This is a genomic window from Stenotrophomonas sp. (assembly GCF_032056425.1).
Classification (GTDB): domain Bacteria; phylum Pseudomonadota; class Gammaproteobacteria; order Xanthomonadales; family Xanthomonadaceae; genus Stenotrophomonas.
On the sequence record NZ_DAMBCN010000023.1, the window covers coordinates 36,958 to 58,940 of the forward strand.

Below are 21,983 nucleotides of genomic sequence, written 5' to 3' on the forward strand. Positions count from 1 at the left end.
CTGCGCTCAAGGCACGGCGCCGATCGCGCTGGTGATGGTGCTGCGCAGAGTCTGCCGACATGCGCCCGTCCACGGGTCGCTGCCGAACATCAGCTCACTGCTCGACTGCGCGGATTTGAAGATCAGCAGCATGCCCATGATGGCCAGGGCGGACATCCGCTGCTCGTCACTGGGCGGCACCCGCCGCGCCCGTGCAACCAACTCCCCAAGCAGCGCCACGAATGGCACGGTCAATTCCTGATGGAACGTGTCGAAACCCGGACCGGGGTCAAGCTGTTCGTGCAGCATGATGCGGGCAAGATCGGTGGTGCCGGGCTCAAGCACCATGTCAATCAACGGGTCCAGCAAACGGCAGGCCGCTTCCGCCGCAGCCTCGCCGTCAACCACGCCCATCGCGTTCCGCGCAACGGCCATTGCCGCGCCCAGCCGCTCCTGCACCAGCGTGCATACCTGCATCACCACCTCCCGGTAGATACCTTCCTTGTTGCCAAAGTGGTAGCCGACCAGCGCCACGTTGACACCGGCATCCGCGCTGACCACGCGGATACCGGTTCCTTCGAAGCCGTGTCGTGCGAACACCCGCACCGCTGAGCGCAACAATTTCTCCCGTGTTTCCACGGTATCTGCACGCTCGCTCCTGGGGTCACTTCGTCTCATCTCTGCTGCATCCGGACAGTAGCGCTGGAGATGATCTCCAGCGCTGACAGGATACAGTCATGGCGTGTGTACGACGTGCCGTTTCAGCCCCTCAAAACTCGCGCCAACCGGCCTCGACGGGCGGCTGCGAGAGGCTGCGCGGGCGGTCGGCACCCGCGGGTTTCAAGGCCACCACCGCAGCAGTCGGGCGCGGCCGATCGATGGGCCGGCGGTGGGCGTCGGCCGGCACCGACGGGGCGCCGGCCCCCGCAGCAATCCGGAACCGCGCCACAGCCTGGGAAAGCACCAGCGCCTGGTCCTCCATGGCACGCGCCGCCGCTGTGGCTTCCTCCACCAATGCCGCATTCTGCTGGGTGGCTTCATCAAGCTGCACAACGGTCTGGCTGACCTGCTCGATGCCTGCCGACTGCTCGGCCGACGCAGAGGATATCTCGGCCATGATGTGGGTCACGCTGCCCACCGAAGCGACGATGTCGTCCATCGTCACGCCCGCCCTGGCAACCAGCCCGGCACCGGTTTCCACCTTGGCAACGGACGCCTCGATCAGCTCCTTGATTTCCTTGGCGGCACCAGCAGCCCGCTGCGCCAGGCTGCGCACCTCGCTGGCCACCACAGCAAACCCCCTGCCCTGCTCACCGGCCCGCGCCGCTTCAACCGCAGCATTCAACGCCAGAATGTTGGTCTGGAACGCGATACCGTCGATGACGGTGATGATGTCGGCGATGCGCTTGGACGACGACTCGATGTCGGTCATGGTGGCCACCACCTGGCGCACCACCTCGCCTCCATCGGACGCCACACCGGCTGCAGTCATGGACAGCGTATTGGCCTTGCCGGCATGCTCGGCGTTCTGCCTCACGGTGGAGGTCAGTTCCTCCATGGACGCAGCGGTTTCCTCCAGATTCGCGGCCTGCTGCTCGGTGCGCCGGGACAGATCGTTGTTGCCACTGGCAATCTCCGACGCAGCGGTATTGATGCTGGCCGCTGCGGTCTGGATGCTGCCGATGATCGCCGTCAGCTGTGCCACGGTCGCATTGGCATCATCGCGCATCGTCGCAAAGACACCTTCGAACTGGCCGTCCATCCGGTGGGTCAGATCCCCCGCCGCAACATGCTGCAGCAGCTGCGACAGCTGGCGAAGATTGTCATCGCTGGTCTGCATCATGCTGTTCAGGCGCTGGATCATCACCTTGAACTCGAAGTCGAAGGCGCTCTCATCACCGCGCAGGCTGAAATCGCCCTGTGCCGCCGCGGACGCCAGCCCATGGATTTCACGATTGATGGCGGCCAGGTTCTGCTTGGTCTGCGCCACGGCCTGGGTGAAGCGCGCCTTCTGCCCTGGCAGTGGCTGCATGTCGCGCGCCAGGTCACCCACGGCATAGCGGCCCACCACGTCGATGATCTGCTCGGTCACCGCATTGCTGCTGCTGACCAAGGCATTGGTGCCCTCTGCCATCCGGCCAAAATCGCCCGGCATCTGCGCGGCGTCGATGCGGTGGTCCAGATCGCCCTGCTCATGGCGCTGTGCCATTTCCTGCTGCGCGGCCGCGTAGCTGCGCAGGCGCGATGCCATCTGGTCCATGCTCTTCAGCAGCGCACCCGTCTCGTCATTGCCAGCAGGCCCCACCGGCTCATTGAAGCGGCCCGCCGCAATGGCACTGGCCACCCCCATTGCCCTGCGAATGGGCATGACCAGACTGCGCGTGATCAGCCAGGCCAGCACTGCGCCGGACACCAGCGCCACCAGCATGAAGACGGTCAGCGCACGCCGCGAATGGGTTACCGCCGCTTCCACCTGCGCAGAACCGGCGGCGTTGCGACGCACCTGCAGCGCCACAGCGGCAGCAATCGCTTTGGCGCGGGCGTCCAGCAACGGCTCGGCCGGGCCATACAGCAAGGCCGTCGCAGCGGCACGGTCGCCCGCAGCCGCCAGCGCCCGGATCTGGTCATTCATCTGGCGGGCAGCGCCCTGGGTGGCCAGGATCGCCTGCTTGGCCCGGGTGCCTTCGGCATCGTGGGGAATGGCATCAAGCTGCTCCCAGGAGGCTTGGTACGCCTTGCGCGTCTGCTCGATCTGCGCATTGGCTGCGACCAGGTCTTCGCCACTGGCCAGTAGCAGATCGCGCATGTTCAGCTGGTTGGTGCTGTTGGCCAGTCGCATCGCATACAGCAGCGACATCTTCTGGTTGTTGGTGCGCATGACCGCCATCTGCTTGCCGATCTGCGTGGACTGATAAATGGCCAGTGCCGACGAACACAGGATCAGCGCCAGCAGGATGCCGAACCCAAGCGAGAGCTTGGCGCCGACCTTGAGATTTCTGAGATGGTTCACGTGCCTACTCACCCGCAGCGTCCCCGGCTTGGTGGACAGACCCAATAACGGCGGGCCAGCAGCCAACTTTAATCAAGTGTTTAACAAACGATGTGTTCCAGCGCCTCCAGCCGCAAGGCCCGGGGAAGAGACGATCGCGTGAGCATGCTTAACGATTCATGCTGTATGGTTGTAGGCATCTGGCTCCTCTGCGGCGCGAATTCTTCGCCCCCGTGTCTAGCCCCTTACCGGCACGACACATGACCCCGTCCTCCGCGTTCCGGATCGTCAGGATCCATCCCTTGCTGCGCCTCAGTGGCACGATTGACCGCCTGGAGGCACTGCACTGCAAGTGCCTGCAGTGCGGAGACGAAGCGCGCTATTCGGAACCAGGCGGCCTTCGACACGTTGAATCGGGTATCGAGTTGACCTGCCCCGCCTGCGGTACCAGCGGCACGCTCACCAAGGCCCAGCTGTCTGCCACGTGGGTACAGCAGGTGCGGCGCGACCGCGTGCTGGCCCTGGCCGGTATAGACCCCGAAACGCTCTACGGGCCCTAGCACAGCCAGGCGCCGCGCAGGCTCATACGTGCGCCATCCCACCATCCACCGCCAGCTCGGCGCCATCCGACGTCCCCGCATCGGCACGCGCCGGGTGGGCAGGCCCCGTGTCCGTGTCTGACGAAGGCTGCGGCATGGCCTGCCCGGCCGAGCGGCGGGTGGCGTTCACGGTGGCGCCCTCGGCGGCGAAGCGCTGATCGACGTGCACCGTTCGCGGCCGATCCTGGAACAGATCGCCAGCACGTGGTCGATCCTCATCCTCACCGTGCTGTGGTCGCGTCCGTCACGATTCAACGAGATCATGCGCCGGCTGGACGGCATCACCCACAAGGCGCTGGCCGATGCGCTGAAGCGCCTGGAACGGAACGTTTGATTCAACGGGATGTGCTGCCAACCACGCCCGTGGGTGTGGAATACACGATCAGCCGTTGGGGCGTTTGCTGCAGCAGCCGTTTACCGCGCTGTACGACTGGGCCTTGCACTACGGGCCGCAGATGGAGCGCGCCCAGGCCGAGTACGACCAGGCAAAGTAGCGCCGGGCTATGCCCGGGGAGCGAAATGGCTGAGCGTGATGCCTGCCGCGCAGCTGACGTATCTGGCGCGCTTACAGAGCTCCAAAGGTCACGTCAACGCCTATCTCGCGCCGTCACCGCACTCAGCAGGGCCGCTTCATACAACACATAGCAAGCGTGAAGCGTCACAGCCGTTGATGTGTTTCGCGGCATGTACGTCACTCCATGTCGCGTACAACCACTCGAAGTTCTCGACACCGCCCTGCGCTGTTGCGCCCGACGATGATGGAGCGTGCGACACTCGCGCCTGCGCAGCCGATGCGCTCAAGATCTTCGGATTTTTCTCATTGCATCGAATAAGCACGCGTAAACAACATGGCGTGCCACCGACAACGGGTGGCCGGGCATGCAAACCCGAGACAGAAGTTGTTTACGCTTGCCCGTCGGCACCGTCCTTAACCGGTGCCGGCGGGCAATCCGTCGGCCGTCTATGGCGGGCGGTGCGTGGGGGGTCTTCGGACCCGCCGGTCTATGGCAACTGTCTGTCCCGGTTTGCAGCCACGTACCGTCCGCCACCCCGCCCAGCGCGGGTGGCGCTGCTGTGCCTCTGCCACGGAAGCCGACGCCATGACCGCACCGAACGCCCTGCCCTTCAGCGCCCCCGCTGATTCCATCAACGACGACGAAAACCCCTCGCCCGACCTCAGCACCCTGCTCGGTTGCCTCGACCGCATCCGCACGGGCGAAGGCGCCGACGGCCAACCCTGGCCCGAAACCCACCTGCCCCTTGGCCGCCGCATGGCCCTGGGCCGTATTGACCGCGCCGCCGCCGCTCTGGTCACCGTGGCCGAACTGCTGCACGCTGCAGAGCGCTGCCGCGCCATGGCCACGCCCGATCGCCACCTGGGCGAAGGCGTGGTCGATGGCCTGCTGCTGGCATGCCGCAGCTTGGCCGAACTGGTCTGCCAGGACATCCGGCCGCGCGGATGATCAGCGTTGTTCTTCGCTTCCAGATCGCCACACGCCAGCTCACCGATTACCACACTGCGTACCTGCACCTGCTGCAGATGCTGCAACGTTTTCCCGGCCGCAATACCTGGTACTGCGCGGTGAATACCCCCGGCCAGATGCCGCTGCGGCTGCAGCACACGCACGCGGTGCTGCACCGGCTGCGGGTGCGCGCCGAACTGGTCGGTACACGCACCTTCGGCGTATCGCTGTTGAACCAGGAAACCGTCGAGCGCCGTCCTGGATTGATCACCATCGACTACAGCCCGGCCTTCGGCTACCTCACCGTGGCCGTACACCGGCCCGCCGACGTGCAGCCCAACCCCACGCAGTGGATCGCCAACATCCTGCTGGCCGTGCTGCACAGCGGGCTGGGCACCCGCTACGCGGTTGCCGACGTCTACGACGCGTTGAACGGCCGATTCCAGAACTACCACGATGCCTGCGCAAGCTACCCAGGCCGCCAGTGCCTGGGCTGGATGGCCTATGTGCGCAAAGCCGTCAGCGCGGCGGAGCTGCCGCGGGCGGCCCTGATCCTGCCCGCGCCGGGGGGATCGATCGTGGTGTCGGTGGACGGGGCATTCAATCTGGCCGACAGGAAACACGTGCGAACGGCGAACACCCTGGAACTGCAGATGTACGAGCTGGGGTTGCTGCCAGTGGTGTAGAGGAGGGTCAGTGCGACTCCACCACGCCCACCACACGGTCGAACCGGCGGTTGCGCAGATCCTCACGGCTCAACCAGAACGTCGCCTGCCCGCAGTCGCCGAACTCCAGATAAATCGCCGGGTCGCATGCCAACTGCAGCAGACAGACCTCGCCGCCCTCGCCTGCCACGTCTGGCACCACATCGTGCAAGCGCGGCACGTGCCCCAGCATCTGGTGCACCCGGGTCTCGGCGCAGCGCCTGCGCCCGTCCGGCAGCGTGCGCATGCTCTCAGCGAACGGCAGATGCTCGTCCGCCAGATCGCGGTACATCTGCGCCGGAATGCGTGCAGCCGCTGCCGGTGAGCCTGCCGCGTACGCGACCGCAGCCAGCCATCCCTTGGTAAACGCCAGCCCCATGCGCAGGTCGGTCATGGTCAGGCCCTCGAAGTCGTCACTGATCTGGCCGATGATCCACTCACGGAACGCCTCGCGCGTCGCATCATCGGGCACGTCGTCCCAGCCGATGGCAGCCGCCTTCTCCACCCACGCACGCACGTCGGCGTAGTCGGCCTGCCCCCGCTTGCCTGCGCGCCGTTCGTTGCCGATCACCCGCGCAAGGCGGTCAACGATGATGCCCACCTGCGGGAAATCCGTCTGGTAGCGCAGCCACTGCGTCGGAAAGCTCCAGGACGGCGAACCCGTCTGCTCCCAGTGCAGGGCCGCATCCGCACGCGGAAACAGGCCGGTGGCCGCCACGGCAGCCCCCAGACGCACCTCACTCAATCGCGAGGCGTAAACATCGTAGTACGCCCTGTCTTCCTCGCCGGGCGGAAGCTCAAGATAGTCCGGCCAGGTATCCATGCGCCGCGCCACCAAGGGCCATTGCACGTGTACGCGTGGGCCCTCCTCTTCAGGCAGCAGCCACGCCGGAGTGCGGTGCGCGTACTCCGACGGGCCCTCATCCAGAATCGGGCGCATGCCTTCCGGCAGCGCTCGCACCGGCTGGTCGGCCGCCACCTCGGGCGCGTACAACACGCGCACTCGCTGCTGCGGTTCGTCGGTGTCCCAGATCTGCTCTTCGTCGTTCATGGCGAAGAAGAACAGCATGCCCTGTGCAGGCATGTCCGGGTCCACGCGGGGCAGTTCGGCGCAATCGATCTGCGCCAGAAAGTGCATGGGCGCCTGCGTGCCGTAGCTCCCGCCAACGGGCCACTGCAGCCCATCCGGCAACTGCGGCAGACCGCCCAGCCGGCTGCGCACCTTGGGAAAGGCCGCCGGCGGGTAGAAGCGCTGCAGCACCAGGGCCGGGGCGCGGTGCGTGGCGAAAAAGTCCTCCACCACGGCTTCGGCGTGGTGGTCGCGCTGGTCGGCGTCGTACATCGAGGGAACGCGAGTATCCATTTCAGTCATCTCCCTGCAGTCATTCCAGATCGAGCGCGACAGGTATATCACCGTTCGGCCGCAAGCATGTGGCCAGCGTGCATTCCGCCAGGCCCCGTACCCCACTCGGCCATGCCTCGGGCTAGACTGCGGACATTCGGCGTTACGTGAGCGAGCCATGGACAGCTATCGCGATATACAGGCCCCCATTCCGTGGCTACTGGCAGGCATGCTGGCCCTGACCGCCCCGGCAGGTGCGCAGGCACCACAGCCCCCATGGCCGGAACCCATCCCGCCCATCACCAACGCGGATGTCCAGCGCGAGCAGGACAAGGCGGCGGCGATCGTTGACAGCCTGATTCCCGATGCCCACGGGCGCGTTTTAACGTTAAAAGATGATCCCCCGCTGAAACCCGGGCCTGCGCTCAGTGCGACCAGGCTTATCGAACAGGTGCATTCACTGGCACGCGCCTTGCGCCGCTACGCCGATATCGAGCCCGACCGGATGCAGCGTGTGCTCGGCATTGCGCTTCCGCACGACGCCGAAGGGCAGCGACGCGGCACGACGGGCACGTTCGACACAGGCACCTACACGTGGACAGTATCGAGGTCCAGCTTCGTTCCCGAAGCGAACACTGTGCGGTTGTCGCTCGACCCGCCCACCCTGTGTTTGAGCGTTGATGAACTGAAGGCACCGCTGCTGGCCGATCGGTTCAAGATGTATGTACCCACCTTCGGTGACGATGACCGGATCTTGTTCTACAAACCGGTCGAATCGCAGCTGACGTTGTATGTGTACATTGCCGTGGATCGCCTGGACACGCCGACCTGTGGCCGCACCGTAACGTTCGACATTGCCCCCAGCGATGACTGATCCTGCGCAATGCATTCATGGTGGACAAAGAACACATGAAGCTGATTGCCCATCCATCGCTCAACGCCTTGGCCCAGGAATGCCAGGAATGGCTGGAGCATGCCCAAGCAAAGGGCAAAGCCCAGCATGCCGAGACCGCGCTGCAGGCCTACCTGGACGCGCCGGGCGAACTGGCCCCCAAAGCGGCTAACCCGCTGGCAGACCTCGCGCTCTTCTACGATGTCCGGAGCTGCGATGCGTTCTTCCGATCCGACTTCCAGACACTGGCACAGTCGATCCAACGCGCCGTTCGCCTGCGCGCTCTGCACTTCCGCTGGATGGCCATGTACTCGGACATGCGCCAGGACCTTGGCAACTGGCCCAGGGAGTTTTCAGACAGCATGAAAGCGCTTGGCCCTTGCATGCTGTCGTGGTGGGATGAAGCTGCCATCTGTGCCCAACGCTATATCGAGATGGCGGAGAAGGATCAGCGAATCAATACACGACCCGCAATGCGGAAGATCAAGAACTCGACTTCGGACGTCTTCGCGCTTGCCCTGTTCTCGACCGGGTTTGAAGTACCGACAGACTTTGCGCCACTTAGTCCGCTCGTTCCTGAGTACCGATCCGTGCTCGATGCCTGGGCAACGCAGGATGAGCTGAAGTTCCAGGCGGTCATGCAGGTTGCCGCTGACTTCCATGTCTCACGCAGCAAGGAAAACACGGATCACACCCGCTACGAGTTCGATGCAACGATTGATCGTGTGTTCCCTGCTGAACTGCTTGCCGTCCAGGCGTTGAGGCGCAGACACCAGCTTCCAGAGTTCCAGGTTGATCATCCGCTGATCGATGAGCCGTGGAAGGTGCTTCGGGAGATGGAATCTGATGATGATTTCACCCTTGCCCGGGCCGTCGAAGCGCGGCTGGTCAGGGACTACCCTCAGTTCCGATAGGGGTCATGATGACGAAGGGACTGCCTAGCGCGCGGTCCAACCGCCATCCATCGGAAGCGCCGTGCCCGTGATCTGAGCCGCGGCATCCGAGGCCAGGAACACCACCATGTCGCCCAGCAGCTCCGGCGTCACGAACTGCAGCGATGGCTGCTTCTCGGCCAGCAGCTCACGCGCGGCGGCCTCCTGATCGGTCCCTTCCCGCTCCGCCAACGCGGTGATCTGCTGCTCCACCAGCGCCGTGCGCACCCAGCCTGGGCAGATGGCGTTGGCGGTGATGCCGATGCCCGCGTTCTCCAGCGCCGTTACCTTGGTAAACCCGACTACGCCGTGCTTGGCCGCGACATAGGCGGACTTGTTCACCGAGCCCACCAGCCCGTGTACCGACGCAATGTTGATGATGCGGCCCGATCCCTGCTGCTGCATATACGGCAAGGCGGCTGCCGTTGCATGGAACACCGCGGATAGATTCAGCGCCAGGATCGCGTCCCACTTCTCGACCGGGAATTCCTCGATCGACGCCGTGTGCTGGATGCCAGCGTTGTTCACCAGGATGTCGATGCGGCCCATCGTTGCGACGGCACGGCCGATCATCTCCCGCACCGCCTCACCGCGTGACAGATCTGCGCCGTCATGTGCCACCCGCACCCCGCACTCAGCCGCCAGGCTGGAGCGGATGCGTTCGACTTCCTGCACGTCCCCGAAGCCATTGAGCACGATGTCGGCCCCCTGCCGCGCCAACGCGGTGGCGATGCCAAGACCGATACCGCTGGTGGAGCCGGTGACTACCGCGACCTTTCCACTGAACATGGGCGAGCTTCCATGAGGCGTTGGCCGCAGTGTAACGACTAACGGGCACTCGGCCGGCCGGGCGCGGCGCCCGAAAAGGACCGCACAGACACCGCGCTCCCCCGGAGCGCCCCCATCGCCTGCGACGGACAGGATGTCGCTAACGCCCCTCCCCAATGAGTAGAATTGGCCAAATGTTGTCGTATAAGGCCATGCCATGGAACATCCTCTTGTCGAGGTTCGGGGCGCTGCCCAAGCGCTCAGGGAGTTCGCCGAAGCCCGAGATTGGGCACAGTTCCATTCCCCAAAGAACCTCGTCATGGCGCTCTCGGGCGAAGTTGGAGAGCTGAACGAGGTCTTCCAGTGGATGACTGAAGCCGATTCCTTCAACGCCGCATCCTCGGAGGCCACAGCCAAGGCGGTTCGTGAAGAGATCGCCGACGTAGCCCTGTACCTCATCCGGCTGTCGGATGTGCTTGGCATCGACCTTAATGAAGCTGTCAGCAGCAAGCTGGCCACGAACGCTGCCAAGTACCCGATCGATCTCTCGCGGGGCGTCAGCACCAAGTACAACAAGCTGTCTCAGCCATGATCGTCTATCAGGCAGACAAGGATGCCTTCCTTCGCCACTGCAACGATGAGGAAATCGAGGAAGTCATCCTTGCCAGCTACAAGGCGGCCACCAAGGGCCATGTGGGCGAGTCCGAAATCCGCTCTTGGCGCGAATCACTGAGATACGTCGCACGTGCGCTGAACCACCCATCCATTCCTGGTGACATCGGCGTGGCGGTTGAGTTCGTCCTGCCTCAGTCGCGGAAGCGTATCGACGTTCTCCTGACTGGCCACGCCGAAGACGGCTCCGCGCACGTCATCATCGTCGAGCTCAAACAATGGTCAGTCATCAAGCAGTCCAATCGCGACGCAATGATCGAGCTGCGGCCCGGAGACCTTCGAGTCCATCCCAGCTATCAGGCGTGGTCCTACGCTGCGTTCCTTGAGGGTTTCAACGAAGCGGTCCATGTGGGAACGCTCCAGGTTCATCCCTGCACCTATCTGCACAATTATCAGTCGGACGGTGTGATCAACTCACCCCATTACCGGCATTACATCCAACGCGCCCCGCTCTTCCTCAAGGGCGCGGGCGACCTTGAGGGGCTGCGCGCCTTCATCAGCCAGCACACCAGCAAGGGCGATGGCATCCCGGTGCTGGCCAAACTGGACGGCGCCACTATCCGCCCGTCCAAAGCACTCGCAGACGAACTGCATCGATTGCTCTCGGGAAATAGTAAGTTCACCTTGCTCGACGAACAGAAGCACGTGTTCGAAGCCGCCAAGGCGGCGTTCGCCCAGGCGCATGCGGAACGAAAGCCTCGAGTTGTCATCATCGAGGGTGGCCCGGGTACGGGCAAGTCCGTCGTTGCGGTGAATCTTCTGGCCGCGGTGCGCGATGGTTTGAACGTTAAGTACGTCTCGAAGAATGCCGCGCCACGTGAGGTCTACAAAAGCGCCCTCAGCAAGTCGAACGAAAGTGATCGCCTCCACCATTTCTTCGGTGGGTCCGGAGCGTACATCAATACCCCCGAGAACGAATTCGATCTACTGATCGTCGACGAGGCCCATCGGCTCACCGAGCAAGGCGGGTTCTACGGGAACGAGGGTAAGAACCAGATAATGGAGCTGATCAACGCTGCCCTGTGCAGCGTGTTTTTCATTGATGAAGACCAACGGGTCACGCTGAAAGATATCGGCACCAAAGAGGCCATTCGGGATTTCGCAGTCGCCCGCGGAGCGACGGTGGAGGAGTACGCCCTGTCCTCGCAATTCCGCTGTGCGGGGTCGGACGGCTATCTCGCATGGTTGGACGACGTGCTGCAGGTCCGCCCGACCGCAAACACAACCCTGGACGAAGACAGCTACGACTTCCAGGTATTCGATGATCCGGTTGCATTGCACGCGGCTATCGATGCCAAGAACGCCGATAACCGCGCGCGCGTCGTAGCTGGCTATTGCTGGCCATGGAACAGCAAGAAAAACAGCAAGGACATGGACATTGTCATTGGCAGCTACCGACGGCAGTGGAACCTTGGTCAGGACGGAAGCCTTTGGATTGTCTCCCCCAACTCGATTGATCAGGTGGGCTGCATCCATACCTGCCAGGGTCTGGAAGTCGATTACATCGGCGTGATCATCGGGCCGGATCTGGTCATGGAAGACGGTGCCCTGAGGACCGTCCCTCGTGCGCGGGACAGGCACGACAAGACGATGAAGGGGTATGTAAAGCTATCCAGATCCCACCCCGCCCATGCTGCCGAACTGGCCGACACGATCATCAAGAACACTTACCGCACCTTGATGAGCCGCGGGATGAAGGGGTGCTACGTCTACGCGACAGATCCGCAAGTTGCCGCGTACTTCAGGACTCGACTGCAGTGTCTGGCGGCCGTTGAAAAGGCCGAGGCGGTGGACGCCTGAGCGCCTCCACCTGATGATCGACCCCAGCGGTGATTCTCGTACAACGCGCCGGAAGCACCGGAACTGTAATTGCCCTGAAGTGGCCGCCCTACTTCAACCGCTCCACCAACCGCTGCCCCACCTGCATCGCCGAAGCCGGGTTCTGCCCGGTAATCAGCTCGCGGTCCACCACCACATGCCCCGTCCACGGCGTGGTGTTGCTGCTGAACGTCGCACCCGCCCGCTGCAACGCCGTCTGCGGGTAGAATTTCATCTCACCGCCGCCCAGCAGCGGCTTGGCCTGCGCTTCTTCCTGGTTGCTGATCACCGTCATCTGGTAGCCGCTGTAGATCCACTTCGGCGTGGCTGGCGTCGCACCCGCTTCCAGCTTCGCTACGAACCCACCCGCATCCGGCAGCGTGGACAGCAGCGCGATCGGCCCGTGGCAGACCAGCGCGGTGGTCTTGTTGCGCTGGTGGAAGTCGGCCAGCAGCCGGCCGAGCGCCGGGCTCTTCAGCAGGTCCTGCATCGGCGCGTGGCCACCGGGAATGTAGACCGCATCGAAACGCGCGTAGCCCTGCTGCTCCACGCGCGCCAGGCTGACCACGGGCGAGGCCGTCGGCGAGGTCAGCGCCAGCTTCTCCATCAGGCCCTTGTGCAGCGCCAGCTGCGCGGCGTCGTTGCCGAAGTACGCCTGCGTCACCGAGGACGCATCCACCGTCGGCGCCCGCCCCTGCGGCGTGGCGAAGGTCACCTCGTGGCCTTCATCCAGCAGCAGCTTGACCGGCTGCATCAGCTCATTGAGATAGAAGCCGGTGGACAGCACCTTGCCGTCCTTCAGGTCCAGGTGGTTCTCGTCGGACAGGACCACCAGCACGTTGGCGGCGTGCGCGCCGCTGGCGGCCAGGGTCAGGGCCAGCGCTGCGGCAAGCCGGGTCATCAGGTTCATGGGGTAGCTCCTATCGGGGAATGGCCGCCACTTTATTCATCGCCGCAGCGGCGATAAATTGGCCTCGTCGCAAAACATCTGTTCCCCGGAGAGCCAAATGAGCCGCAAGTTCGACTACCTGGGCGATGTGGAGGTGTTGCTGGCAGTGGTCGAGCACGGCTCGTTCACGGCCGGCGCGGTGGCGCTGTCCACCACGCCCTCGGTGCTGAGCCGCGCGGTCACCCGCCTGGAAGCGCGGCTGGGCCGGCAGCTGCTGCAGCGGACCACCCGCCGCGTGGGCCTGACCGACGCCGGACGGCTCTATCTGGAACAAGTGCGCACCGCCTTCGGCCTGCTGCACGACGCCGAGCGCGACGTACTGGCCCAGAACGGTGCGCTGGCCGGCCGCGTGCGCCTGAGCGTGCCCACCACCTATGGCCACTACCGGCTGCCGCCCGTGCTGGCGCGCTTTGCGCAGCAGTACCCGCAGGTGCAGGTGGAACTGAACATCACCAACCGCAACGTGGACCTGGTGGCTGAAGGCTTCGACCTGGCCATCCGCCTGGGCCAGCTGCCGGACAGCGGGCTGGTGGGGCGGAAGCTGGAGGATGCGCCGCTGTTGCTGGTGGCCGCGCCGGACTATCTGCAGCGCCGGGGTACGCCGCAGACGCTGGACGACCTGCAGCAGCACCTGTGCCTGCCGTTTGTGATGCCGCGCACCGGGCGGCTCGCGCCGTGGATCTTCCGCGACGGTGGGCGCGACGTGGACTGGCTGCCGCGTTCGTCCATCGAAACCTCCGACGATGTGCTGGGCGTGGTGTCGCTGGCCGAACAGGGCATCGGCATCTGCCAGAGCTATGCGTTCATCGTGCGCGAGCGGTTGCAGCGTGGGCAGCTGGTGGAAGTGCTGCCGCAGTTGCGCGGGCGGTCGAGGCCGTTCTCGGTGATCTATGCGCCGCATCGGCGGCAGTCGGCGGCGGCGCGGGCGATGATTGAGTTGCTGGTGGGGAATGCGGCTGAGGCTGGCGTTGGTTGAGGCCGGGGGTGTTAACGGTGTCGTGTTTGAACCGCTTTTCGGGGCGTGCGGCTGATTGGGCGCCGTTGCCTGCTGAGGCGAACTAAGAACTGTTGCAAAGAAGGCCGTCGCGCTATTCGCTTGTGGTGCAGGCGATTGCGTCACTCCGAATCGCAATCAGCAGAGCAGCTGCGCGAATACGTCTGGCGGTGTCGCGTGTTGCACAAATGGTGCGTGCCACAATAGTTCCTCGCTCTCGAATTCTGCTTCCTGTTCGCCATTTTCTATTGGCGTTCGCAGCAGCGGTGTAAACACCATGGCGCGCCACCGACAACGGGTGGCCGGGCGTGCAAACCCGAGACGTAGAGTGAAAACGCTTGCCCGTCGGCACCGTCCTTGAGGCGGTGCCGGCTGGCAATCCGTCGGCCTATATGGCGGGCGGTGCGTGGGGGCCTTCGGGCCCGCCGGTCACTTCTCTGCGTCCCGGTTTGCAACCCGCACCGTCCGCCACCCGCTCGCGCAGTGGCGCTGTTAAGCACAGCAAGGAAACCGACGCCATGAACGAATCCGACATCCTCTCTGTCTACACCGTTGTTGAATCCATCAACGACGACGCTTCCCTGCCCGACCTCAACTACCTGCTCGGCATTCTCAAGCGCATGCGCGGCTGCGAGGGAGCCGATGGGCACCCTTGGCCAGAAACCGATGTATCACCCGGCCGCCGCGTGAGTCTGGCCAGAAGCGAGCGCGCGATGGTTGGCGCGCTGACCGTGCTGGAGCTGCTACACGCGGCAGACCGCTGCCGGGTGGCAGCGGACCCGGAGCGGCATCTGGATGAAGGGGTTGTTGACGGGCTATTTCTGGCTTGCCGGGGGTTGGTTGAGTGGGCTTGTCGGGAGGTTCGGCCTGAGTAGTTAGCCAACCGCAATGACTGCTCTTGCCACGTTATCCATACTCACTTTAAGGCTGGCCCAGCCACTGCCACTCTTCCAGAGGCGCCCGCCCACGCCTTAAGTGTTGAGTAGACCGAAGCTGCCCAAGGACCCTGCCGCCCTAACCCCGCATTGAGGCCATCCTCTGGGGGCACACAAGACACTGAAAACTGTAGATTAAAACGATCAATCAAGGCTCCAATATGCGCCTCGATATCACGCCGGGCAATCGACATCAGCGAAATAGCCGTAAGTGAATATGACGTATTTTCCGAATTTACCATGCGATCAAGCGACTGCTTTGATCCATCCCACTTAGCCCAAATATGTAGCACATTTACATCTTCGGCTCTATATTTCCACGATCCCATCGGATCCGACATAATCTCATGAACTACATCTTCTGCTTCGATTGGACTATCCCTCACAATCGCAAAAAGGAGCCTATCCCTTACCCCAAGCTCAGCAATTTCGGCTGAGCTCAACAGTCGCGCCCAAGTTGCTGCGACCCCTTGCGGCCAGGCCAGCGCCAAATGCCCAAGCACACCGTCAGCCAACTGACCGAACGCGTCTCTCGGCTCCCCAATGGCAGAAAGCTCTCCCCAAATATCCTCAGGCCCATAAAACTGCGCAGCAAGAATGCGCGCAGCTGCGCACGCAGCGTCACCGAAATATCCCCTTCTAATAGATTTAATCAATAGCCGCCGCAACGACCCACTCCTGGGGCGATGCCGCGCGAAAGCTTCAAAATAGGTCGCTCCGGCTACGTCCGGCACTTGGTTTTCGAAATAGCTCCCAAGTAGAAGCTCCAGAGCCGGAGTTTTCTCGAAAAGTGCATCGTAACCAGACCGCACGAACTCTGACACAGGAAGCTCCTGCTCCTGGACATTGCTCTCTAAGAGGAGCGGCTTCAGTGCCTCCCAGTGCTCGATCAGAGCACCCGGTGAAACCAGATCATACGACAGCCAGTCGATAAGCCCGTGAGTCCAATTGCGCCCGCCATCGTCCGCAAAGCGGGCAACAACTCGCGAGTACGCCCCGAGCTCCAGAAGGGCCGCCAACGCTGTCCGCCGTCGCATATCCATATAGGTACCCACGGAGTTGAACTCGGGCCCAAGGAACTGCTCCAACTGCTCGGCGAGTACAGAATCCCCCTTTGCAGCGCGCGCGCGCGCCATCAAACAGCTGGCTCTAACCGCACTATCCTCTTCCGCCAACGGCAATGGGGTCAACTCAACCACGGCATCAAGTTCGATGGCTCGCTCACGGAAAATGGTAGCAACAGCCATCCTCACGTCAGCTGGCGCCGGTATCGCCGCGTCAAGAAATCGCGTTCGAAGGCACGCATCGTGTTCAAAAACCCGAGCAATTGCTCCGAAATTTGGACCGTCGATGTTGGATAGTGCATCCTCAACTATCTCTAGGCTCCTTGGATCATCCGGATATATGCCTGCAAAGCGCGCCTGGATCTCCATCCTGTGGTAATACCATATTCCAGGACTATCCAACAGATCCCTCACCAATTCCTTGGTATTTTCATCTGGGCATTCCTCGAGGAGAGCCATGATGGCTCCAACCTCTCTCGTCACAGCGGAAGCACGCGCAATTTTACGAAGCCAATGAACTCGTTTACTAGATTCAGAAATAAGGACTCGCCCCAATGACCCCAAGGGCGCGGCCATCTCGATACTTCCATCTGCCCAGTGCTGAAGTCTTTCTCGCACCACACTATCGCCCCCCCACCCGCGCTGAAGAGCAAACGCAATCCAGTATCGCCCACGGATGTCCGCCAATTCATATGACTCCAAGAGCTCAAGCTTCGCTTCCTCATCACCAATTGTGACCATTGCATGGGCTATCCGAGGGTCCCATAGGGGCACTTTGTACTTCGCCCGGTCCGCATTCAATGAATCTCTAATTGCCGAGGCAAGATTAGCATTCCCACGAAATCCAGCAGACAGATCCTCCCACACGCGATGATCGCCAAGCGTTAGCATTCGCCCAAACTGCCTGACCAATGACGCAACCACCTCCGCCACCTCAACATCACCCGGGCAACAGCGGACCAGATATTGAAGTGGCACCTCTACGTCAAATCCCGATTGAGCTTTACGCAATCGGTCCAACAGAAGTCCGCGAAGATTCTGATTGCTCGGCCAGCCTTCGCACAGCAATCCAATCGCATCACGTTGCTCTTGATATTCCAGGAAGCCACCATCCAGCAGCATCCAAACTCGATCAATGTCTTCAGCAGTTTGTAGCCCTTGCTTGACACGAGTGCGCACCGTTCCTAGAAAAAGCTCAGCATTGGCTGTACTTCTGTTGGCGCTTGCACATGCAATAGCTAGCGCCTGCCATTCCGCTCTAGCGGTCAATCCATAAATCGCAGCAGCCCTGACCTCAGGCCGAACATCAAAAATCGCCATTCGCTCCAAATTGGCCAACGCCTCATCATTATCAACGAACACGTGCGCAATAGTTTCGGCGGCGGCTCGTCGACACATGACATCTTCATCTCTAAGGGAACGAACTAGAGTGGACCACAGATCGGTGGATGGCGCCCAATCCTTAAAGGACGCAATGAGCACTCTCCGCTTATAACTTAGCTGACCAGGCAGCCAACGCCTGATGGCAGAACGACACTCCGAACGCACGCGCGTTCCCAACGCGCCGATTGCAATGTTCCTCGCCAATGACACGCGCAGCTCGACAATGGGAGAACTCTCCACTTCGTTGACGGCAAGCTCGACGATTCGACGTGCTTCGCTTATCGGTAGCCCCGAATCCGAAGTGGCGATCTCCATGCGGAGCTCGATAGATTGTGTACGAAGCCATTCATTCTTGGCACCTAGATCTTCTAATCGTTGTGATGCACGGCTAGAGAGCACCATTTCTCCGCGCGCACCCAGAATGCCGAACCATGCAATTAGAGTTTCTCGCCATGCAGGACTGGCCCAGATGCCAGCCATCCATTCAATTTGATCATCGTGTGACTGTCGCGCGACCGACTCAGCGGTCAAGTACTCCTGAATACTCAAATGAAGGAGACTAAACTCTTCGGGAGATCGTTCAACAAGTACTCCATACTGACCATTCAACTGATTGACTGCCTCCGCTGCGACTCTTCTCGCCTTCGCCGCAGGCTCGCCCAACCCATGCATATCGTCCATCAGAAAGGCTGTGCACACTTCCTCGCAACGCTCTTTCGAGAGTGATCGCGTCGGTTGTGATTGCATCTCCCTAGCCAGCCGAATAAGCATCTCTCTAAGATCTGCGGACTTCAACCCTAGAGAACTGATGGGCGCGGCAGTTCCACTCGCTTGCGCGCGCGCGGCAGGATGCTTTGATAGCAACAGCTCCACAATCTGCCTGTACGCCTCTACTCGAGCCTCAGGAAGCTGGTGGGAGAACCTAAATAGCTGAATCAACGACATGCAAAGCAGCGGATTTCGGGCTAACTCCAGAGTCCTAGGACTACTGCTTGCCTCGCGCAGGAATGCTTGCGCCCGACGCCGCCCGAAATCACCGATCTCATAGGTCGCTTGCAACGGCGCTTCGGGCTCTGACTCCAGAAACTCAAACCAACGAGCCGCCAACTCCTCTATCTTCTTTTCGCTCAAGGATGCAAGCGTAGCTTTTGCCCAAGAAGGCGGGATGCCGAGGGTTCCGTAGCTTTGGGGTCGGCCAGTACAAATGATTGACGCACCACTGGCCTCCAAGAAGGTTACAACACGATCAAGAGCCTCACGCCCCGAGTGCTCCTCCGTGGACTCATCCAGACCATCAACAAGCAGGAGAACCTGCCCTGCCCTCACTGCTCGCTTGAAGATTGGGTATACATCGCCGAAACTGTACTGGCAAAGCCACTCTCGAAAGAATGCGTCAATACTAATACCCGATTCGCGCCCAATGGAGGCCGAAAGGCGGGAGAACGATATCCATATCGGTAGGCATGCAAAATACCCAGAGTTCAGAACGTCGAATCGGAGCTTTTCTGGCTTCAAGATGGACAAGGCCAAGTACCTGAGCAGCGCACTCTTCCCATAGCCCGGCTCACCGAGAACAACGCACTGACTCCGATCACGCAGCCATTCAAAGACGGGTCTCTTGATCTCGTATGACGCAGCATTTGCATTCTGAGGTGCGACCGCGTCTTGCCCCCTGGAATTCCCATAAGCCTCTTCCTCTCGGCTTAAGTTTCTCATCGTAGACTGATTGAATGTCCCTATATCAACCTGAGTCCGCTCTATGACATCGGGAACCACATATCGATCACGATAGTCCATGTACGCGTTTCGATCCGCCCTAAAACCCGGATCGTGCTGTGAGAAGAGTACTGAGTATAGATTCGCAAGTTTGGATCGAAGCGCTCCAAGCTCGTAGCCATTCAGCCGATCGCCCAAACTATCGGCAGCGTCCTGCCCGTTAAAACTAGACACCCAAGAACGACCAAAGAAATCATCAACGATGTCGCTGTTATCCTTTAGACGCTCGCATATCCCACCTGCGGCAGCACCATCCCACACCGAAAACTCTATACCCTGCTCTTCCAGTATCTTCCGCTGATTATCCAGCGCGTCCTGTTGCTGCGTTCTCTCAAGCGACGACGATACACACAGTACGAACTCCGTCACCTCCTTCGCCCAGCGCCCGGAAAGAAAGATTTTCACCGCGGAGGCAATATCAGAAGCACTGAAATCGTTAACTTTCTTGCACTGATAGCACACCTTCGAGGAAGATTCCCCGGAGCGGACCGCAATGATGTCGATACCATCTTGCGACTGACCCGCCGTTCCATAGACAGAACAATCAATCACTTGACCCTCTCTACGAACGAGCCTGAGTGCAAGACGTTCGAAGTCTTGCCAAGAGAGTTCATTCAAAGGAAGGCTTTGCGTGCGCGTTTCGACCGGCGCCTTGGGCTCGGGCCCGCTTGGTGGCTCCTGAAGCCAGGCGCGTCCGCGCGTTATTGAATCTTCCACATATTCTCCAGAATCCGCCATTAATTCCTCCAGCCATCCTGTGCGCCTGCGAGAGGTCGTTGAACCAGCAACGCTGTGTTGCCTTAGAAATCTGCCGCCCCATGCAAGACAGTGTCGCACGAGCAAAGAGTGTCTCGACAATAATTCTTGGATTCAAGCACTACCGCCCCGCTGACGATAGGCCCAAGAAACGTACCCGATTGAAAAAGCACTTCCTCACTTCGGGAATTTTCATCATCCATATCATTAATAATATTCATTAAATAAATATCTAATGTTCCAGAGAGCTTCGCCAGAGACGACAGCGAAGCTACATAATCTCGAACCTGAACTTGGGAGCCACTTCCCCCTCCCTCTAAAACCCAAGCAGAAGACGGCAGAACGCTCACAAACAACAAGGGCGCCTCTCGGCGCCCTCGTTCTTTCAACTCATTCCCACTCAATGGTCGCCGGCGGCTTCCCCGAGATGTCATAGACAACCCGCGACACCCCCCGCAACTCATTGATGATCCGGTTGCTCACCGTCCCCAGGAACTCATACGGCAGATGCGCCCAATGCGCCGTCATGAAGTCAATCGTCTCCACGGCCCGCAGCGCAATCACCCACTCATAAGCGCGCGCATCGCCCACCACGCCCACCGACTTCACCGGCAGGAACACGGCAAACGCCTGGCTGGTCTTGTCGTACAAGTCCGCCTTGCGCAGCTCATCAATGAAGATGGCATCGGCCTTGGCCAGCAGTTCGGCGTATTCGCGCTTCACTTCGCCCAGGATACGCACGCCCAGGCCCGGACCCGGGAACGGGTGGCGGTAAACCATGGTGCGCGGCAGGCCCAGCTCAACACCCAGGCGGCGCACTTCGTCCTTGAACAGCTCGCGCAGCGGCTCCACCAGGCCCAGCTTCATGTGCTCCGGCAGGCCGCCCACGTTGTGGTGGCTCTTGATCACATGCGCCTTGCCGGTCTTGCTGCCGGCGGACTCGATCACGTCCGGGTAAATGGTGCCCTGCGCCAGCCACTTGGCCTTCTTCAGCTTGTTCGACTCTTCATCGAAGATCTCAACGAACAGGTTGCCGATGATCTTGCGCTTGGCTTCCGGGTCGCTCACGCCTTCCAGCGCGGCGAAGTAACGGTCGGCGGCATTCACGCGCACCACCTTCACGCCCATGTGCTCGGCAAACATCGCCATCACCTGGTCACCTTCCTGCCAGCGCAGCAGGCCGGTATCCACGAACACGCAGGTCAGCTTCTCGCCGATGGCCTTGTGCAGAAGCGCGGCCACAACGGACGAATCGACGCCGCCGGACAGGCCTAGGATCACTTCGTCATCGCCCACCTGTTCGCGCACACGGGCGATCTGGTCGTCGATGATGTTCGCAGCGGTCCACAGGGTCTGGCAGCCGCACACGTCCACCACGAAGCGGCGCAGCAGCGCCTGGCCCTGCAGGGTGTGGGTCACTTCCGGGTGGAACTGCACGCCGTACCAGCGCTTTTCTTCGTTGGCCATGGCGGCCACCGGAATGCGGTCGGTGGTGGCGGTGATGGTGAAGCCCGGCGGCGCAACGGAGACGTGGTCGCCGTGGCTCATCCAGACATTCAGCTTCGGCTCGCCGCCGTGGTCGCTCAGGCCCTTGAACAGTGCATCGGGGTTGATCACGTTCACTTCGGCGTGGCCGAATTCGCGCTGGTCAGCGGCTTCGGTCGCGCCGCCCAGCTGCGCGGCCAGGGTCTGCATGCCGTAGCAGATGCCGAAGATCGGCAGGCCGCTGTCGAACACTTCCTGCGGCGCGGCCGGGGCGCCCGGCAGCGTGGTCGATTCCGGGCCACCGGACAGGATGATGCCCTTGGCGCCAAACGCCGCGATCTCGGCCGGGTTGTGGTCCCAGGCCCAGATTTCGCAGTAGACGCCCAGCTCGCGGATGCGGCGGGCGATCAGCTGCGTGTACTGCGCGCCGAAATCGAGGATCAGGATCTTGTCGTTATGGATGTTGGTCATGGCGCCCTGGCA

17 protein-coding genes are annotated in these 21,983 nt (G+C 61.6%); 10 read left to right on the forward strand and 7 right to left on the reverse strand.

Annotated elements, in window-relative coordinates; all coding sequences use genetic code 11:
* Positions 1-6: 6 nt before the first annotated feature.
* Both RTY46_RS14905 and RTY46_RS14910 read right to left on the reverse strand, forming a co-directional pair.
* Positions 7-618 carry a CerR family C-terminal domain-containing protein gene (locus RTY46_RS14905; protein WP_312709330.1) on the reverse strand — a complete coding sequence of 204 codons (612 nt, stop codon included), beginning with the start codon at positions 616-618 and terminating at the stop codon, positions 7-9.
* A gap of 130 nt (positions 619-748) precedes the next feature.
* A complete protein-coding gene (locus RTY46_RS14910) occupies positions 749-2,989 on the reverse strand; it encodes a methyl-accepting chemotaxis protein (protein ID WP_312709332.1) in 2,241 nt (746 codons plus the stop codon).
* Between the two features lie 239 nt (positions 2,990-3,228).
* Between RTY46_RS14910 and RTY46_RS14915 the strand changes: the two genes are divergently transcribed.
* The 4 genes from RTY46_RS14915 to RTY46_RS14930 all read left to right on the forward strand — a co-directional run bounded on the left by RTY46_RS14915 (position 3,229) and on the right by RTY46_RS14930 (position 5,716).
* A complete protein-coding gene (locus tag RTY46_RS14915; protein WP_312709334.1) occupies positions 3,229-3,528 on the forward strand; it encodes a hypothetical protein in 300 nt (99 codons plus the stop codon).
* 202 nt (positions 3,529-3,730) lie between these two features.
* A complete protein-coding gene (locus tag RTY46_RS14920; RefSeq protein ID WP_312709335.1) occupies positions 3,731-3,901 on the forward strand; it encodes a winged helix-turn-helix transcriptional regulator in 171 nt (56 codons plus the stop codon).
* 766 nt (positions 3,902-4,667) lie between these two features.
* Positions 4,668-5,030: a hypothetical protein gene (locus RTY46_RS14925; RefSeq protein WP_312709336.1), complete on the forward strand. Its 363-nt coding sequence runs from the start codon at positions 4,668-4,670 to the stop codon at positions 5,028-5,030.
* Positions 5,027-5,716, forward strand: a complete 690-nt coding sequence (locus tag RTY46_RS14930) for an Imm52 family immunity protein (RefSeq protein ID WP_312709337.1) — start codon at positions 5,027-5,029, stop codon at positions 5,714-5,716. The genes RTY46_RS14925 and RTY46_RS14930 overlap by 4 nt, the downstream gene beginning before the upstream one ends.
* 7 nt (positions 5,717-5,723) lie before the next feature.
* On the opposite strand, the gene RTY46_RS14935 is transcribed toward RTY46_RS14930, so the two are convergent.
* Entirely contained in the window at positions 5,724-7,076 is a 1,353-nt protein-coding gene (locus tag RTY46_RS14935; protein ID WP_312709338.1) for a DUF1963 domain-containing protein, read from the reverse strand.
* Between the two features lie 178 nt (positions 7,077-7,254).
* Here RTY46_RS14935 and RTY46_RS14940 point away from each other — a divergent pair, with 178 nt between their 5' ends.
* Both RTY46_RS14940 and RTY46_RS14945 read left to right on the forward strand, forming a co-directional pair.
* On the forward strand, positions 7,255-7,950 hold the full coding sequence (locus tag RTY46_RS14940; RefSeq protein ID WP_312709340.1) for a hypothetical protein: 696 nt from the start codon (positions 7,255-7,257) through the stop codon (positions 7,948-7,950).
* A gap of 35 nt (positions 7,951-7,985) precedes the next feature.
* On the forward strand, positions 7,986-8,882 hold the full coding sequence (locus RTY46_RS14945) for a hypothetical protein (protein ID WP_312709342.1): 897 nt from the start codon (positions 7,986-7,988) through the stop codon (positions 8,880-8,882).
* A gap of 24 nt (positions 8,883-8,906) precedes the next feature.
* Here RTY46_RS14945 and RTY46_RS14950 read toward each other — a convergent pair whose 3' ends face one another.
* On the reverse strand, positions 8,907-9,689 hold the full coding sequence (locus RTY46_RS14950; protein WP_312709344.1) for a 3-hydroxybutyrate dehydrogenase: 783 nt from the start codon (positions 9,687-9,689) through the stop codon (positions 8,907-8,909).
* Positions 9,690-9,885: 196 nt separating this feature from the next.
* On the opposite strand from RTY46_RS14950, the gene RTY46_RS14955 reads away from it, so the two are divergent.
* Together RTY46_RS14955 and RTY46_RS14960 are read left to right on the forward strand one after the other, a co-directional pair.
* A complete protein-coding gene (locus RTY46_RS14955) occupies positions 9,886-10,260 on the forward strand; it encodes a nucleotide pyrophosphohydrolase (RefSeq protein ID WP_312709346.1) in 375 nt (124 codons plus the stop codon).
* Positions 10,257-12,140, forward strand: a complete 1,884-nt coding sequence (locus tag RTY46_RS14960; RefSeq protein ID WP_312709347.1) for a DUF2075 domain-containing protein — start codon at positions 10,257-10,259, stop codon at positions 12,138-12,140. Before RTY46_RS14955 ends, RTY46_RS14960 begins: the two co-directional genes overlap by 4 nt.
* A gap of 88 nt (positions 12,141-12,228) precedes the next feature.
* Here RTY46_RS14960 and RTY46_RS14965 read toward each other — a convergent pair whose 3' ends face one another.
* Positions 12,229-13,068, reverse strand: a complete 840-nt coding sequence (locus RTY46_RS14965) for a type 1 glutamine amidotransferase domain-containing protein (protein WP_312709348.1) — start codon at positions 13,066-13,068, stop codon at positions 12,229-12,231.
* Positions 13,069-13,165: 97 nt separating this feature from the next.
* Between RTY46_RS14965 and RTY46_RS14970 the strand changes: the two genes are divergently transcribed.
* Positions 13,166-14,083 carry a LysR family transcriptional regulator gene (locus RTY46_RS14970; protein WP_312709349.1) on the forward strand — a complete coding sequence of 306 codons (918 nt, stop codon included), beginning with the start codon at positions 13,166-13,168 and terminating at the stop codon, positions 14,081-14,083.
* Between the two features lie 536 nt (positions 14,084-14,619).
* On the forward strand, positions 14,620-14,976 hold the full coding sequence (locus RTY46_RS14975) for a hypothetical protein (RefSeq protein ID WP_312709350.1): 357 nt from the start codon (positions 14,620-14,622) through the stop codon (positions 14,974-14,976).
* Between the two features lie 41 nt (positions 14,977-15,017).
* Here RTY46_RS14975 and RTY46_RS14980 read toward each other — a convergent pair whose 3' ends face one another.
* Positions 15,018-19,997 (reverse strand): NACHT domain-containing protein, encoded by a 4,980-nt coding sequence (locus RTY46_RS14980; protein ID WP_312709351.1) that lies wholly within the window; start codon positions 19,995-19,997, stop codon positions 15,018-15,020.
* A 408-nt stretch (positions 19,998-20,405) separates the two neighbouring features.
* Positions 20,406-21,971, reverse strand: a complete 1,566-nt coding sequence (gene guaA, locus RTY46_RS14985) for a glutamine-hydrolyzing GMP synthase (RefSeq protein WP_312709353.1) — start codon at positions 21,969-21,971, stop codon at positions 20,406-20,408.
* Positions 21,972-21,983: the final 12 nt, after the last annotated feature.